Annotated in this window: 7 protein-coding genes; 5 read left to right on the top strand and 2 right to left on the bottom strand. The window is 47.8% G+C overall.

All coding sequences use genetic code 11. The features are described 5' to 3' along the window. Positions 1 to 567 precede the first annotated feature (567 nt). The 3 genes from S7335_RS16240 to S7335_RS16250 all read left to right on the top strand — a co-directional run bounded on the left by S7335_RS16240 (position 568) and on the right by S7335_RS16250 (position 7,583). Positions 568 to 5,625: a putative Ig domain-containing protein gene (locus tag S7335_RS16240; RefSeq protein ID WP_038016398.1), complete on the top strand. Its 5,058-nt coding sequence runs from the start codon at positions 568 to 570 to the stop codon at positions 5,623 to 5,625. Between the two features lie 139 nt (positions 5,626 to 5,764). Further along, positions 5,765 to 6,847 (top strand): SGNH/GDSL hydrolase family protein, encoded by a 1,083-nt coding sequence (locus S7335_RS16245; protein ID WP_006454717.1) that lies wholly within the window; start codon positions 5,765 to 5,767, stop codon positions 6,845 to 6,847. Between the two features lie 142 nt (positions 6,848 to 6,989). Next, positions 6,990 to 7,583 (top strand): hypothetical protein, encoded by a 594-nt coding sequence (locus tag S7335_RS16250; protein WP_006454939.1) that lies wholly within the window; start codon positions 6,990 to 6,992, stop codon positions 7,581 to 7,583. Here S7335_RS16250 and S7335_RS16255 read toward each other — a convergent pair. After that, the gene (locus tag S7335_RS16255; RefSeq protein WP_006453669.1) at positions 7,580 to 11,206 is read right to left on the bottom strand and encodes an NB-ARC domain-containing protein; all 3,627 of its coding nucleotides are present in this window, start codon (positions 11,204 to 11,206) and stop codon (positions 7,580 to 7,582) included. The genes S7335_RS16250 and S7335_RS16255 overlap by 4 nt on opposite strands. Positions 11,207 to 11,445: 239 nt before the next feature. Between S7335_RS16255 and S7335_RS26115 the strand changes: the two genes are divergently transcribed. Together S7335_RS26115 and S7335_RS16265 are read left to right on the top strand one after the other, a co-directional pair. Beyond that, positions 11,446 to 12,864, top strand: a complete 1,419-nt coding sequence (locus S7335_RS26115; RefSeq protein WP_006455062.1) for a hypothetical protein — start codon at positions 11,446 to 11,448, stop codon at positions 12,862 to 12,864. A gap of 183 nt (positions 12,865 to 13,047) precedes the next feature. Then, complete coding sequence (locus S7335_RS16265; protein ID WP_038016401.1) at positions 13,048 to 13,557, top strand: hypothetical protein; 510 nt, start codon at positions 13,048 to 13,050, stop codon at positions 13,555 to 13,557. Here the strand turns inward: S7335_RS16265 and S7335_RS16270 are convergent. Next, positions 13,550 to 17,146 carry an NB-ARC domain-containing protein gene (locus S7335_RS16270; RefSeq protein ID WP_038016407.1) on the bottom strand — a complete coding sequence of 1,199 codons (3,597 nt, stop codon included), beginning with the start codon at positions 17,144 to 17,146 and terminating at the stop codon, positions 13,550 to 13,552. The two genes, S7335_RS16265 and S7335_RS16270, sit on opposite strands and share 8 nt — an antisense overlap. Positions 17,147 to 17,343 lie beyond the last annotated feature (197 nt).

Below are 17,343 nucleotides of genomic sequence, written 5' to 3' on the forward strand. Positions count from 1 at the left end.
CCGAACCTGAAGCAAGCGGAGCGAATTGCTAGAGCCTCTTCTGACTCAGGAATGTGAATTGTGTGGATCAAGGATGCCACGACGTAAAAGCCCTTACACGTCGGGATTACTAGAAAGCCACGATACGGAAAGCGGTCATGCGTGGTTTGGAGAGGGATTAATTGGAAAAGTGTCTGTCTAAGCAGCTCGCTGGTTGTCTACCCTACCTCGCGTCCAGTTTTGAAGCCGAGTCAGGTAAATCAATTTCCCAGCTTAGGTTCACCATAAACCCCCTATTGCTTTAACCATTTATAGGCCCCAGCTTAAATTTAAGCAGATTTGAATTCCGGCGGAGAATCAGGGGTTTCACATAAGTGCACCTTAGAATTGAGAATTGCTGCTGTAACTTTGGCTTGATTCTTGAACTTGATTCTTGGGAATCCTTCTTTAGGCAACGAAACAACAAAGCCATAAAAGCAACAAGAAATATACGTTCCGATACTATCTTCGTCTTGCTCGTCTTTATCGAACACTTTTGGCTTTGGTTTACTGCCACATAGTTGACATACAGTGAGTGCTATTCCTGACATGAACAAATTACTTCAACGTTCCCTAGTCATCATTGATTCTAACGTTGACGACTATCAAGTGCTTGTTGATGGAGTAATTGAAGGAGCAGAAGTATTTGTTCTCGACTCCCACCGCGACGGCGTCCAGCAAATCACCGAAATTCTTACACACCAACCTACAACTTCCTCATCTCTCCATATTGTCTCCCACGGTGCACCTGGTACCCTCTACCTAGGCGATGGTGAACTCAGCCTCAAAAATCTGAGTCGATATGTAGAGGAGCTGAAAACTTGGCCGGTTGATGAACTTCTACTCTACGGCTGTAACGTTGCAGCGGGTGATGCAGGCGAAGAATTTATCACAAAACTCTATCGCTCGACTAGAGTACCCATCGCTGCGTCCAGTACCAAAATTGGAAATGCAGCGCTTGATGGCAACTGGATGCTAGATGTCACTACTCATCAACAAAATGTTGAGTTGGCGATCAATCCATTCACAACTCACGTCTATGCTCATGCTTTAGCCGCATTACCTGACGTGGATGAAATTTTCACTATTAATGGAAATGCGTCTCGAACTAGTGCCAACGAAATTCGACTTACTGAAAACGCTAACGGCCAAAGTGGTTCAGCTTATTCCAATGCTCGCATTGACTTCAACTTTGACTGGGACTTTACTTTCGACCTGTATTTTGGCACAAACGATGGCGGAGCAGATGGTATCGGCTTTGTGCTACATAACGATCCTGATGGTGACAGAGCTGTAGGTCTTTCTGGAGGGGGACTTGGTATTGCAGGCGTAGAAAGGTCAGTGGGTATTGAGTTTGATACTTTCTTCAATAGTGGAACTAGTGATATCTCTTCTGATCACACGTCGATTCTAGATCCTGAAACAGAATCATCTTTCACATCGCCAAGCGCTCTACCAAACCTTGAAGATGGTAATTACCATACGGTTGTTGTCAGTTGGGATGCGGGTGCCCAAACTCTAAGCTACAGCATTGATAGCATTGACATAGACTCTCTCACGCAAGACCTCATCACTTCAGACTTTGGAGGCAGTAATCTTATTTACTGGGGTTTTGGTGCTGCAACTGGTGGTTCAACAAACGAGCACAGAGTTCGGGTACAAACTTTTAACGGTCGCCTGATCGATGACTCTGGTAACAACATCGTGAATACCGTTGAAGATTCAGACGGCGATGGTATTAACAACGACGTTGATCTCGACTCAGACAGCGACGGCATCTTGAATTCAATAGAAGGATTTACAATTGCATCAGCAGGAGCCGGAACCGCAACGGTGGTCAGCGCGACAGCCGGGCATGAAGCTAGCAACGCCGTCGATGGCGACGCCACGACATATTGGGAAGTAGAACCAGTAGATAGTGGTGCTTCTGAATCTACTTCTACATACATATATAATCCCCCTTCTGGCCGGAACGTAGATTCATTCTTTGGCGAGCCTAAATCCACAGGCTCTGACATAGCAGAAATTGATGCATCAAAGCATGCAATGGTCGTCTGGCATGACTTCAATGCATCGCCTACTACTGCTGAAGCAACTGCCATGCTGAATTATGTTCGCGATGGTGGCACCCTGTATGTTGGATTCGAGAACCTTAATTTCACTACTCAAAACGAAGCTAAGTTTAGCCAAATCGTAGACCGGGTTCTTAATTTCAACCTACGCATCGATAGTGATAGTAGCGGCCCATCTTCAGCTCCAGAAGGTAACTTAGTTGGTGCGTCAGGTAGCGTCACAACTGCAGCTTCAGGCATCTTCAGCCGAGAAGACAGTCAGCCTATTTCATCTCAAAACCAGCTCATCGTCAACGACTCCAACAGTGATATCTATGGTGTCGTTTATGACTCTTCTGATATGCAGGACGGATTCACAGGAAATCTAATCCTGGTTGGCGACGTCAACATGTATGAAGAGGCTAATGCTGGTTTTTTTAGCAGTATTCAGTCGTTTGCAGAGCCTGAGCTTTCAGTCTTCACATACACGCTGAACACTCCTCAGGACATGAGTGAAGTGACGTTGGAAGTCGCCACTGCTGGTGTCAACGATGGGGATGTACTAGTTGTCTATGATGCTGATGGAGCCGAAGTCAATCGCAGCAACCTCTCAGGTGGTGGAATCACTTACACTGTTGATCTCGGAGGCATCTTCAATGTTGGCAAAATTGAACTTCTCGATGAAGATGCAGACGAAGATACACAAGTCGCCAAGATCACCTTTGCCGTTGACAGTGATGGTGATGGAATCGCCAACCACCTCGATTTAGATTCTGATAATGATGGACTTCCTGACAACATCGAAGCTCAATCAACAGTTTCTTACATAGTCCCTTCTGGTAGCGATAGTGATAACGATGGCTTAGACGATGCATACGAAGGTGCAGGAGATGCTGGTCTCACTCCTATTAATAGTGATTCTGACTCAGCTCCTGACTACATCGACATTGACAGCGATGGCGATGGCATAAGCGACACTGAAGAAGCAGAGCTAACACTCAACACCCTTGATGTCGGAGCGAATGGTCTTGATAACGATGCCGAATCTTCGGATGATTATAGTGACGTAAACGGCATCATTGATGACCCCACAACTTTACCCGATGCAGATGGTGACCTAGAATTTGGTGGCGACGTTGACTTCCGTGACAGTACTTTCACAGATTTAGTAAATGATGTTCCCCTATTCACGATAGGGGCAGACCAAACGGTTACAGAAGATGCTGGCGCACAGAGCATCACCGGTTGGGCCACTAATATCTCGGCAGGAGCAGATAACGAAGCAGACCAGACCCTAAGCTTCAACGTCAGCACTGACAATGACTCACTCTTCAGCGTTCTACCTAGTATTGATGCGTCAGGGAACCTGACCTATACTGCTGCACAAGATGCGAACGGGAGTGCAATCGTTACCGTCAGTCTCTCAGATGATGGCGGTACTGCAAACGGCGGCGTCGATACCAGCGCTTCTCAGACCTTTACCATCACTGTAGATGCTGAAAACGATACGCCAGTAGTAGGCCAAACAATCTCAGACCCAACAGCGACACAAGACATTCCGTTTAGTTTCTCTATTCCACAAAACAGCTTCACCGATGTTGAGGGGGACCCGCTTACCTACACTGCAACGCTCGCCGATGACAGTCCTCTACCTAGCTGGCTGAGCTTCGACCCGGCTACTCTCACCTTCAGTGGTATCCCTGCCGGAAGTGACGTCGGCACTGTGAACGTTAAGGTCACCGCATCAGACCCCGCTTCCGCTTCGGTTAGTAGCAACTTCCAACTAGATGTCGCCTCTAATTTCACGCCAGTAGTAGGCCAAACGATCTCAGACCCAACAGCAACACAAGACATTCCGTTCAGTTTCTCTCTTCCTCAAAACAGCTTCACCGATGCGGATTCGGATCCTCTCATCTACACTGCAACGCTCGCCGATGGCAGTCCTCTACCTAGCTGGCTAAGCTTTGATCCGGCTACTCTTACCTTCAGCGGTATCCCTTCTGGAAGTGACGTCGGTACTGTGAACGTGAAGGTCACCGCAACAGACTCATCTACCGCTTCAGTTAGTAGCAACTTCCAACTAGATGTCGCCTCTAATTTCATACCAGTAGTAGGTCAGGCAATTTCGACCCAGGCAATAACACAAGACATTCCGTTTAGTTTCTCTCTTCCTCAAAACAGCTTCACCGATGCGGACTCGGATCCGCTTACCTACGCTGCGACGCTCAGCGATGACAGTCCTCTACCTAGCTGGCTAAGCTTCGACCCGGCTACTCGAACCTTCAGCGGTGTCCCCTCTAGAAGTGATGTCGGCACTGTAAACGTTAAGGTCACCGCATCGGACCCCGCTTCCGCTTCGGTTAGTAGCAACTTCCAACTAGATGTCGCCTCTAATTTCACACCAGTAGTAGGCCAAACAATCTCAGACCCGACAGTATTCCGAGGCACTCCGTTCAGTTTCTCTCTTCCTCAAAACAGCTTCACCGATGCGGACTCAGATCCACTTACCTACGCTGCGACGCTCGCCGATGACAGTCCTCTACCTAGCTGGCTAAGCTTCGACCCGGCTACCCGAACCTTCAGCGGCATCCCCTCTAGAAGTGATATCGGCACTGTAAACATCAAGGTCACCGCAACAGACTCATCTACCGCTTCAGTTAGCAGCAACTTCCAACTAAATATCGCCTCTTCCGTATCTAAGTTAAATACTGGTAGGCAAGCAGGCGGACTTAGCATCGAAGACATCGGCTCTGCCAAATCGCTTCGACTAGGCTTCGACGACTTTGGCCTTAAGGGGGTAGGCGAGTTAGTTATCTATAACGTAGAAGAAGACGGCAGCAGAACTCGAATTGACAGCTTCTTTTCACTCGATGGGAAAAGACTCTCTAGCGACTACAGAGCTGACTTCTCAATCAATAGTGACCTACTATTCTCTGGCGGACAGCTACAGTTTGAGCTAGTCGAGAATGGTAATGTTCGTACTGGCACCTTAGCGTTGGAAAACGATAATCGGGCTGTCTTTGACTTCGGTGATAATGCGCGACTAGCCGTTCTACTCAACGATGAGGACACCGCGCCAAACCTACTACGGAACGATGCAACAACGCTCGATCTGACTGAACAGAACGGTAGCGACGTTACCCTCAACTTCACTGTATATAGAGAAGCTGCATTCAACAGCATCGTCGGATTCTACCGTACTGACGATGCCGATGGCAGTATCATCGATCCCTTGACTGGTGAGACTCTACAGCCTGGTGACGATGGCTATAGGGAAGCTGCACTTTCTCGTCAGCAAAATGTACAGCTCTCGACTCGCAACAGGGAAGTCTCTATCTTCTCTACCACTCTAGAGGGCGGCGGCTTCCTCGGAATCTATCTCATTTCAAACGGAAGCGATGCGACTAACGATGATCTATTCTTCAGCAGCATGGGCATGAACGGCGGCAATGACCATGTGAAGGCACTGGGCGATAATATCTTTGGCTTTGAAGACATGGGTGGCATGGGCGACCAAGACTTCAACGATGTCGTTGTAAAAGTCGACATCGCCTAGCAACTTCATTAGGGACAAAAGCCATACCTGACTAAAAGTGAGTCATAAGTCATACAAACTCAGTCATGATCTCGGTTGCTCGTTTGATGAGATAGAGAGGTCCCTCAATAATCTCTGTTTTAAGAACTGAGCAACCCTCATGAATAGCTACTTTTTTAACTCAACTCTGAGAAATCGCCTCACACTACTAGCTGCAGGTATAGCGCTCATAAGCAGCATCACTTTTAGCTACACACAAGCTGTAGAAGCTGCCCCTTCAGACGACCTAACGGAACTCACAACCAACTTCAACAGGTATCTCAAGAACGAACTTGAGGATTTAGAAAGTGCGCTGCCTGATATTAGTATCGCCTCGTTCGATGCAAATACATTCTTCGCAAACGAGCTACCGATGACACTAACAGAGACCACACAGTCATGTGTCCAAGGTCCGCCCCTAGCACCTGCTAGTTCGCCAGTCAGCATTTGCGTAGATCCAGCTGAATATCTGTTTTTTGATGAGATACATCCTACGGCCACCGTGCATGGTCTTATGGGCGAGAGGATAATTGGAGCCATCAATCGAGCGACTCGAGAGAACATATCAGAACTCTTTATTTTCGGAGATAGTCTGAGCGACTTTCGCAATGTTTTTGGCTTTTCTGGAGAGACATTTCCTCCTCGTACCGTCACTCAAGGCCCGCTTTTAGGAAGCCCTTTGTACGCCAGTGGCAGATTTACTAATGGTCGCCTGTGGTGGAGTCAACTCCTTAGCGAATATTCAATATCTAGTCCTACTCCGTATTATCAAGAAGTGCTTAAAGGTAGTCCACCAAGTCTTGCAGATGGCAGCATAAACTTTGCCGTAGGGGGCGCCACAACCGGTACTGACAATGCAGGTAATGCTCAAAGCCCGCCTTTTCCAGTCGAGCTGCCCGGTTTGAAAGACCAAATAGACGATTTCGAGTCGCTAGCGCTATCGGGAGGTGGCGCAGATCCAGATGCGCTGTATGTGATATGGGCTGGACCTAACAACTTTCTTGGAGCATTTATTCCTATAGATCCCGCTAATCCGTTTGGCCCCTTCACAGACTTCACAACTGATGTAGCTCAGCCTGTCGATGATATTGTTGTCGCTATTGAAGATCTGTACAATCTAGGCGCTCGCAAGTTCCTAGTCAACAATATGTACGATATGGGGGCCACCCCACTAGCGCAGGATATCGATATCTTGTTTCCATAATTGATCGAAAATATAGCGAACTGCTAAATACATTTGGCAGTTCGCCTAGCGCTAAGCGTTGTCGAACATATAGCCTCTAGCAAGCTCTACGAAAGCTATAGATGCAGATTGCTGTAGCAGCTCAACGAAACCAAAGAACATCATGTCAAAGTCTGCTATTTCCTTTGGGAAGACGCTTAAAGAAATCTTTGAAACGTATCAGTTAACCCTAAGCACTCATGGCTCAGAGAGGCTCATACTTACTCAACGGCTAAGGCTCTGGGCGTACTCTTTTCTAGCTGTGTGGTCAGCCTTATTCTTTGGAATTCCTGTTATTGCGTTCGGAATGTTCGCTCTTGATTGCTATGAAAGCAACCGTTGTCAAAGGGTTCAGTTTCTAGGATTTTTGCTGATAGTATCTATCTTTGTTTTAGTTAGCCTATTGGTGGCATACTTCAGTCTGCGAAAAAGAGAAGTTGTTCTAGATAAGGAAAACAATCTATACAGTCGAAAGGAACATACTCTCATAGGTGTACGTGAGAAAACCTATGCCCTAGACGAGATTGAGTCGATTAATATCAAAAAGTCACGCCATCGACGAAAAGGACACATCTACTATGCTTATCATCTGGTCATTTTTCTGTGTGATGGCAAGACACACAGACTGCCTGGAATGAAGACACGTCAGGCGGTTGTCCGCGTGCTCTTGCAGATGCGATCATTTCTGGAGACGCAGCGAAGCCTCGGCGTCGATTAGGTAGAAACTGCCCCTAATGAATACAGCGCTGACTTTTGAGCTGTTGATAGTCCTGTCACTTCAGCAATATTCATTCCCTCGTAAGGCCCCGGTAACTTTATGGTTTGCAGGCGCTGCCACGATTGGGTATCCCATAGCTGAATAGTGGCATCTCCATCGCCGCTAGCAAGCGTTTGTCCATCTGCGCTAAAAGCTAGCGACCAGACGGTTTGGGTGTGGCCCTGTAGCGTTTGTAGGCACTGTCCGCTTTCTACGGCCCAAACTTTGATCTGGCTGTCGAAGCCACCGCTGACAAAAATAGGGTCGGCGCGATCGCCCAACGGATAGAACGTTCCTGAGCAAACAAACCCGTTGTGTCCAGTCAGCGTTTTCAAACACTGGCCTGTCTGCACTGCCCAGATTTTAATACTGCCATCGCTACTGGTGCTAGCTATAAGCGCATCGTCTGGACTAAAAACGACTGAAAAAACCTGGTCGGTATGCCCCGATAAGACCGCAACACACTCACCAGTTTCTGCATCCCATAGCTTAGCCGTATGGTCGTAGCTACCCGTTGCTAATAGCCTACCGTCATGAGAAAAGGTCACTGACCAGATCATCTCGTCATGCGCCTTCAAAGTTTTTAGACAAGCGCCATCGGCTAGGTTCCAAAACCGAACCGTTTGATCTTCAGCGGCGCTCGCTAGCCAATCACCGCTAGGATGAAAATCAACCGCGTACACTGCGCGGGTATGTCCCGCTAATCTCCTTTCAAACCGTACTTCTGACCGTACTTCTGATTGGGCTGAGCCTCGCATTGAGCCAAGCGACCACAGGCTAAAATCCGCGCCCCCGCTTCCTCCAGAACTTGCTAAAAGGCTCTCGTCAGAGCTGAGGCTCAGCCCCGTTACCGGACTGCTGTGTTCTAGGGTTTGTAGGCACTCTCCGCTGTTGATGTCCCACAGCCGAACCGTTTTGTCGTGGCTACCGCTGACTAGCCGCTGGCCACTAGCAAAAGCCAGTGCCCACACCGTATTGGTATAGCCAGAGAGCATCTTTATGCAATGGCCCTGCTGAGTTTCCCAGATGCGGACGGTACTGTCTTTGTAGCTGCCGCTGTACAGTCTCTTTCCATCATTTGAAAACACCAGTGCCCAGGTCCAGCCTTTGTGACCGACTAAAGATTTCTCGCATCGCCCTGAGGGCAAATGCCAGATCTTGATCATGCCGGCCTGAGCGCCGCTGGCAATATATTGACCATCTGGGCTAATGATCGTAGACCACACAGAGCTTTGATGGCCAGAAAGAACATTCAAGCACTTCCCCGTCTGCGCGTCCCAAACGCGAACAGTTTGGTCGATGCCGCCGCTGACTAGCCGCTCTCCATCAGGCGTAAAGGCTACGCTCCAGACACCCTGGTTGTGGTCTTCTAGCCGCCTGATACACTCTCCACTCTGCCAGTTCCAAAGCCTGATGGTATGGTCTAGGCTAGCGCTAGCCAGCTTCTCTCCTGTAGGAGAAAAAGCAACTGTTCTAATCGCACTGGTGTGACCTTCGAGAGTACGCAAGCAGGCACCTGTTTGCCAATCCCATATCTTGACACTGTTATCGCTGCCACCGCTGGCAATCGCCTGACCATTAGGTGAGAAGACTGCAGATTTTACTAAGTTTTGGTGCCCTTCAAAGGTTCTTATACACTCGTAGTTACTGACTCGCCAGAGCTTAAGGGTGGTATCGCCGCTACAGCTAACAAAGTATTTACCGTCGGGCGTAAAGCTAATAGCAAATACGCTATCGGTATGTCCTTTTAAGGTGTGCAGGTGTCGGTAGCTTCCTACCTGAAAGAGATGGATATTGCTGTGAAGATCGCCCATTGCCAAAACTGTGTTGTCTGGGTTTAGAGCTAAACAACAAATACCGCTAAACGACTGCGTAAACTGGCAGTTTCGAAAATCGGCTTGCGCAAAGTTTACGTTAGCAAGAGATTGTTCTGAAAGGTGCGCTTGCCAAATCGGCAGCTCCGAGAAATCATAGCCACCTAGATCAACCTCTAGCTGCTGACAGAGATTGATGAAATTACCAATACCGTATCCGCCTAGGCTTTGCTTTAGCTGAGATAGCACCTGCTGCATATACTGGCTGATAGCCTGCGATTGAACAAAGGTGATTTGTATTCGCTTGGCTAAAGGCGATAGGATCATGCGTCGTTGACTTTCGCGGATGTAAGCTTTAGCGGTTGATTTGAGTAGAGCATGGGTATACCACAAACCCGCCTCGATAGAAGCAGGCGGCTCTATAGGTAAGCCCTGTTGGCCGAGATTTTCTAGCGATTGATAAACCGTTTCTACTAACCGGTCGGTGACGTATTCCATAATGACGGGCTGCTGAGTGTAGAAACCCGATCGAGTTTCGATCAGCGATCGCCAACTCAAAGATTCGAGCGCTTCAAAAACGTCCGCCCGGGCAACGGTAGGCCAAATATCGTCGGCCAGCTCAGATAATGTTGTCCACTCTCGATTGATCGCTAGCCAGTAGAGGATAGTTTGTTCTAAGTCAGAGAGACGATCAACCTGCTGGTCTAACAGCCGACGAAAGTCATTAAAAATAGGTGCTTTCTCTGCTAAAAAAAGACTGATATCGCCATCGAAAATAGAGAGAATAGATGTCCCTACAATCTTGAGTACGAGCGGATTAGCGTCATAGCGATCGCACAGTCTTTGAATGGCTTCTGACGAACCTGTTAATTCTTTGGCTTGAATAATGGCCTGCGCGGCTTCTGGGGAGCCGCCTAGCTGAAAAGACCGGATCGATAGCTGACTACTCTCTAGCATGCCAATGTCGGTAGGCTTTTCACGCCCTGTGACAATCAGACAGCTTTGATGACGAGTTTTTCCTATCTGCCGAAAGAACTCGCCATAGTCATCATACCCCGAACGATATTGACCACTCTTACCAGCGCTAAGTAGTGTTTCCACGTTGTCTATCACAATTAAACAGCGACGAGTTCGCAGCCAGTGCATCAATTGCGAAAGCGTTGCTTCAGTATCTTTCTGCTGAGATAGAAATAAAACTAGCTCTTGAAGCAGCGTACTCAAGGGTGGAGCGTTGCGAACAGAGCGCCAAATCACTAGCTCAAAGTCGGAGGTAATCTGTTGTGACAGCTTAGCAGCTAGGCTTGTTTTGCCGATGCCACCAATTCCTAATAGCATGACGAGTCGGCAGCCGTCCGCCACAATACTCTGTTCTAGGGTCTGTAGCTCGGCCTGACGACCGTGAAAAAAGTTAGTATCAATGGCTTCTCCCCAGTCCTGAAGAGGTATGGTCGGTACAGATAACGGATCAACAGTGACAGGATAAACAGGAGATAGGCTACGTGGATGAACTGCAGTAGCGTCTATGGGATCTAGTTCAGGTGTGTTGACTGGGTTAATGGCTGCAATGGACTGCCAGTCGAGATTAATGCGATCGCAGATCTCCAAAAAAACCGCATAGTCAACCGATTTACCGTTTAGAAATCGGCTCACTGTGGAGAGCGCCATGCCTAGATCTTCAGCCAAAGCCCGTTGAGTCGACCACCCAGATCGTCTGAGCGCCGTCTTGACCGTTTGAATATGCTGCGTACTGACCTTAAGCGAACGAGACATAAAAGCTCCACAGCCACGTCAATCGTAATTATGCTCAAAACTCGGTCATAAGTCATGCATTCTCAGTCATCAACTCACACATCCCTGCGATTTGATAGAGACATTCGAGCTGACGCTGTGTAGGCAGCTAGTCGCTCCATTTGGTTCTTCTGCGTTGCTTGGGATCGCAACCGATTCAAGCTCTCAGTTGAAATAGCTCAAGCCTTTTCTAGATAAATTCATATTAGGAGAATCTAACCATGTCAGAAACATTTCAAGGAACTGTCGAAGTTCGTAATGACGCGGGCGATACAACTGTCTCTATAAATGGTAATGCCGCTGCATTAGAGATCGGCGGTAACAACAATCGAGGAGACTTCATCATTCGAGACGAAAATAACAATGCTGTTGTTGAAGTCCGTGAGGATGGCGGTGCTACAGAGCTTGCCATTCGCGATGAAACTAATCAGAAAACATTTGAGTTTAGTAGCAGTACTTCATTGCTAGAACTGGGAGGACAAAACTCTGGAAGTGGAGCGCACATACGGCTCTACGATAGGGAGGGGAAAACTGGCCTTGGATACACGGAAACCAACGGCCTTGCCCTAGGCCGTGAAGATAAACCCAGCAAGATTAGTCTAATTGGAGATTTGGTTATCAGGGACGACCAAAACGCTCCGCTTCTCACCACCAGTGGTTCTCTCCGAGAAGTGAAGGTCGACAAAGCCGATCTGGTCGTCAAGGACGGTAGACTGGTCGTTAAGGACGCTCAAAATCAGAAGGCTTTCGATTTCAACGGACAAAACGGGGTTCTGTGGTTGCGAGATAGTGACAACCGAGATGTTCTTCGGATCAATACTCGCAGCGCCAGTATGCGTATAGGTCATTCTCGCAAAGCAGGTGAAGGGCCGATCAGAGATAGGTCTCGTATAGCAGGTGAGGGACCGGTCAGAAACGAGCCTAATGAGACAACTTCAGCTTTTGATTTTTCGGGTCAAGATGGTGAGCTAAGGCTCATGGACAAGCAAGCACGAGACACGCTAATTGTCGATGCTAACAGCGCCCACATGCAGCTCGGAGGAACGGGCAACGGAGGTGAGCTGAAGATCAAAGATGACCAAAATCGAACAGTTTTTTACTACAAGGCTGAAAAAGCCGCGCTGGTAATTGGAGAGCAGGGTAACCCAGGCCACATCAAAGTTCAAAACAGCGGCAGCAAAGAAACCATTCATCTCAATGGTGAAACGGGCGATATCATTCTGGCCAATGCTGACTGCGCTGAAGAGTTCGATCTACTAGAAGAAATGGATCCCGGTACGGTGATGGTGATTGACGCAGTCGGAAAGTTGAAAGAATGCACTGATGCCTACGATAAGAAGGTAGCAGGCGTTATCTCAGGAGCCGGACAGTACAAGCCAGGAATTGTTCTAGATCGGCAGGCAACGCGCAACACAGAAGGTATTAGGATGCCGCTGGCGCTGATGGGCAAGGTTTACTGTAAAGTAACCGCCGAAGAAACGCCTATTGAAGTTGGCGATTTGCTAACAACATCCTCGCTGCCCGGTCATGCGATGAAAGCAGGGGATCCATTGCAGGCATTCGGCACGGTGATTGGTAAAGCGCTCTCGCCAATGCCTTCTGGTACTGGCTTGATTCCTATCTTGATTGCGTTGCAGTAAATCTCGTTTGGCAAAGGCTTTGTTGGGTCTTGGATCATACGTCGATTCGACAAAGCCAACCAGTTCCTAAGCATCTTTTCTGACAACTTTTAGTAATACTGTTTCCAGCAACAATATTGATCTTATTCGAGTAGGAATTGAATCTTTTCAAGTTGCAAACAATCATCACAAAGAGGTATTTCAATGACCAGTCTAAAATCGTCTCCCGCTATCGATGGACAGGATTTTCCACTCAGCGTTAGAAACATCGCTGCTCAAAATTCACTCCTCCCACCAATATCAATCATCGAGTTGATGAATATTCAGCCCGAGGTGCCTGATGAGACACCCAATGAGGCACCCAATGAGACGCCCGAAGGGATAACTAGAACTATTCTGCTGAAAAAGCATACTCCCTATCAGGGCCACATTCCTTATGTAGGCCAGCTCTCAGGCCAAGGAATTCTACAGTCAATACAGGTACCGGATTCATTCACTGTCTCTTCTATTCGCTTTATAAAATCTGGCTATGGTTCCGAAGATTGCGGCAATCCTGAGGCTACTGTCGGGGTAGAAAGCGGAGCCACTATTGGCACCCAGAAGCTTTTAGAAATCTTTGAATCGCTACAGCTTCCTATCTATTTTTTGGCCTGCGTCGTAGGAACGAGCGCACCTGCCAACGTTTACATCAGTGCAACGTTTTTAGCTAATTGATAGCAGCACCTAATGTTTTTAGAGCCAGCTTCTGGGCTTCTGATAAGCCAGTAGCCCCGGAGATATTCATCCCTTCATAGGGTCCAGGCAATGGTATCGTTTGGCCGCACTGCCATGACTGTGTATCCCAGAGCCTGATTACGCTATCTTCCCCACCGCTTGCCAGGATCTTTCCGTTTGGGCTGAAGTCTAAAGTCGAAACTGTCTGAGAATGCTCTTGTAGCGTTCGGATGCACTGTCCGCTGTCCATATCCCAAATCTTGATGCTGCCATCAAAGCTGCCGCTAGCCACCACAGGTTGAGTCGGCGAAAACGCGATCGCTACGACTGGGGCTGTATGTCCAGTTAAGGTGCGATCGCACTGATCTGTCTGTAGGTTCCACAGCTTGATAGTGGTATCTACGCTTACACTGCCAAGCAGCCTGTCATCTTTGCTAAAAGCAATAGCAACTGTTTGATCCTTATGACCTTCTAGCGTTTTAAGACATGTTCCACCCTCAAAATCCCACAGTTTGACAGCGCCCTCTAGCCCCGCCGAAGCCAGCATAGTTCCATCATGAGAAAATCTCAGCGTCCAAATTAAATCTTTGTGCCCGGCTAACGTCTTGAGGCATAGACCGTTCTTGAGACTCCAAAGCTTGATAACCCGATCTGCACCAGCGCTAGCTATTCGGTCACCATCAGGATGAATAGCGACCGCACGTACAACACTGCTATGGCCTTCTAACTTTCTTAGTAGCCTTTGACTGTTTAGATCCCAGACATTGAGTTCTGCTGCCGCAATGCCACCGGCGCTAGCCAAAAACTCACTATTGGGAAAAAAACTTAAATCCAAGACCGGACTGTTCTGAGGGATAGTCTGGCTACATTTCTGCTCAGCCACAGATCCTTCGGCCAGATCTGTTCCCACCAGATTCCACAGCCGAATATTTTTATCATGACTGCCGCTAGCTAACGTTTTCTCATTAGCAGAAAAGGCTAAAGACCAGATTGTGTTGGTATAGCCCGAGAGCGTTCTTAGACAATAACCCGTTTGAGCATTCCAGATGCGCACAGTGCGGTCTTGATTACTGCTATAGAGCGTTTTTCCATCTTTTGAAAAGACTACCGACCACATCCAGCTAGTATGACCCAATAAGGATTTCTCACACTCACCAGAATGAACATTCCAGATTTTGATGACACCATCGTAGCTACCACTGACGATTCTGTTCCCACTCGGATCAAAAGCCACTGTCCATACAGAGTTTTGATGGCCCGTTAGTGTTCTAATACATGCCCCCGTTTGGACATTCCAAATCCTGACTGTTTGGTCGTTTCCTCCACTGACTAACAGCTGCCCGTTTGGGCTAAAATCGATTTCCCATATGCCATGATTAGGGCTTTCTATCGTCTTGAAGCAATGGCCGCTTTGCCGGTCCCAAAATCTAATCGTTTGGTCGATGCTACCGCTAGCCAGCGTTCGGCCATCCTCTGAAAAGACAACGTTTCTAAGGGCTCCAGTATGACCAACCAACGTTCTTTGACACTGCCCACTCTGCAAATCCCATAGTTTAATGGTCTGATCGCTACTGCCACTAGCAATCTGTTGACCATCTGGAGAGAATACAGCGGACATTGCTAGTTGGCTATGTCCTTTAAAGGTTTTGATGCAGACGCTGTTACTAATTGCCCAGAGTTTAAGGTGACTATCGCCACTTCCACTAACTAAATACTGTCCATCGGGTGAAAAAGCCACAGAATAGACCCAATCGGTATGTCCCCTAAACGTTCGTAAGTACTGATTGTCTTCGAGCTGCCAGAGATGAATGTTTCCAAGATGGTCAGCTAGCGCCATCAGGGTATTATCTGGACTCAAGGCTACCGTAGTGACCCCGCCAAAGGTCCCGTTGAACTGACAGTGGCGGAAGTTTGCCGCTGTAAAGTTCACACCGTTGAGCATTGTATCTACGAGATCGGCTTGCCAGATAGCTAACTTTGAAAAGTCGTAGTTTGAAAGGTCAATACTCAGCGAGCGAGCAAGGTTCAAGATATTGCCTGCGCCGTAGCCCGACAAAATTTGTTTAAGGTTAGATAGAACCGTTTGGATAGCGCTAGAAATGAACTGCTGCTGAATCAACGTAGAACGAATTTTATCTGCTAGAGGCGTTAAATTCATCCGCTGTTGGCTGGCTCTTACGTAGTCTTTAGTTGTGGTCTTAGATAGGGCATGAGTACACAACAGCAGTGAATTCTTCATCGCCGAGACATTCAAGCTAAGTGGTGTATTTTCGTCACTTCCCTCATGCATTCCAAGCGTTTCTAAGTTTTCATAAACGGTTTGAATTAACCGCTCTGTGACGTATTCCATAATCACAGGTTGCTGAGTGCACTGCCCTGAGCGGGTTTCGATCAGCGATCGCCAGCTCAGCGACTCAAGCGCCTCAAAGATATCAGAGCGAGATACCGACGGCCAGATATCGTCTTGTAGTTCGGCAACCGTTGTCCACTCTCGGTTGATTGCTAGCCAATAGAGAATGGTCTGTTCTAAAGAGGATAGGCGCTCGAATTGTTGATCCAGTAAGCGTCTAAGACTGTTGAAAACGAATACTTCCTCTTCTAGAAAACGCTCGATATCTCCCTCAAACAGTGATTGGATAGAGGTGCTGACTAGCCTAAGAACCAGGGGGTTGTTGTCGTAATATTGGCTAAGCTGTCGAATACTTTCAGATGAGCCAATCAGTTTCTTTGCTTTAATCATTGCTGTAGCTGCTGCTGACGAGCCACGTAACACAATAGAGCGCGTCACTAAACGGTTACTTTCTAAAATGCCAATATCGGTCGGCTTCTCGCGTCCGGTAATCAGCAAACAGCTTGAATGCTGCGTCTGTCCAATCTGTCGCAGGAGATTACCATAGTTTTCGTACCCAGCTCGATACTGACCAGATTGGTCATTACTCAAGATGGTTTCCATATTGTCTAAAATCAGTAGACATCGGTGAGTACGTAGCCAATGCAGCAAACGATCTACCGTTGGTGTCATATCCTGTTGCCAAGACAAAAACGGGACCAAATCTTGAAGCAATGCTTCCAATGGCGGAGCGTTACGCACAGAACGCCAGATAACGGCATCAAATTCAGAGCAAATTGCCTGCGCTAACTTAGTTGCCAGATAGGTTTTGCCAACTCCGCCAATTCCCAAAAGCATGACTAGTCGACATCTTTCAGTCAAAATAGTCTCTTTCAACAGGCTTAGCTCAGCCTCGCGGCCGCAGAATAAGTCAATATCGATAGCCTCTCCCCAGTCCTGAATAGGCGTAGAGCTTGGATCTAGCAGCGCAGGGGCAGAACTGAGATCAAGAGCTTGAGTAAGATCGAGATCTTGGGTTGGAGAAGAGTCCGCAACGACGCGCCAATCGAGACTAAGGCGATCGCATATCTCCAAGAATGTTCCATAGTCAACTGGCTTACCATTCAAAAACCGGCTGATTGTCGAAAGCGCCATTCCTAAGTCTTCTGACAACGCCCGCTGATTGAATAGGCCGTTACTCTTTAGAGCTTCCTTGACTGTTTGAATACAGCGACTATCAACTTTCAAAGATCGGAGCATGATTATCCTTAGCTGTACCCGGCTCTAAAATTATGGACGCAAGCGCTCAATCGACCAACGCTCTGATCGCATCTTACTCAATCATTTCTTGAAACTCAGTCATAAGTCATACAAACTCAGTCATGATCTCAGGTGTCTTTCGGATGAAATGAGAGTTAGCTCCGATCAACTCTCTAATTGCCATTGAAGCGCAAATC

Source organism: Synechococcus sp. PCC 7335 (assembly GCF_000155595.1).
Classification (GTDB): domain Bacteria; phylum Cyanobacteriota; class Cyanobacteriia; order Phormidesmidales; family Phormidesmidaceae; genus Phormidesmis.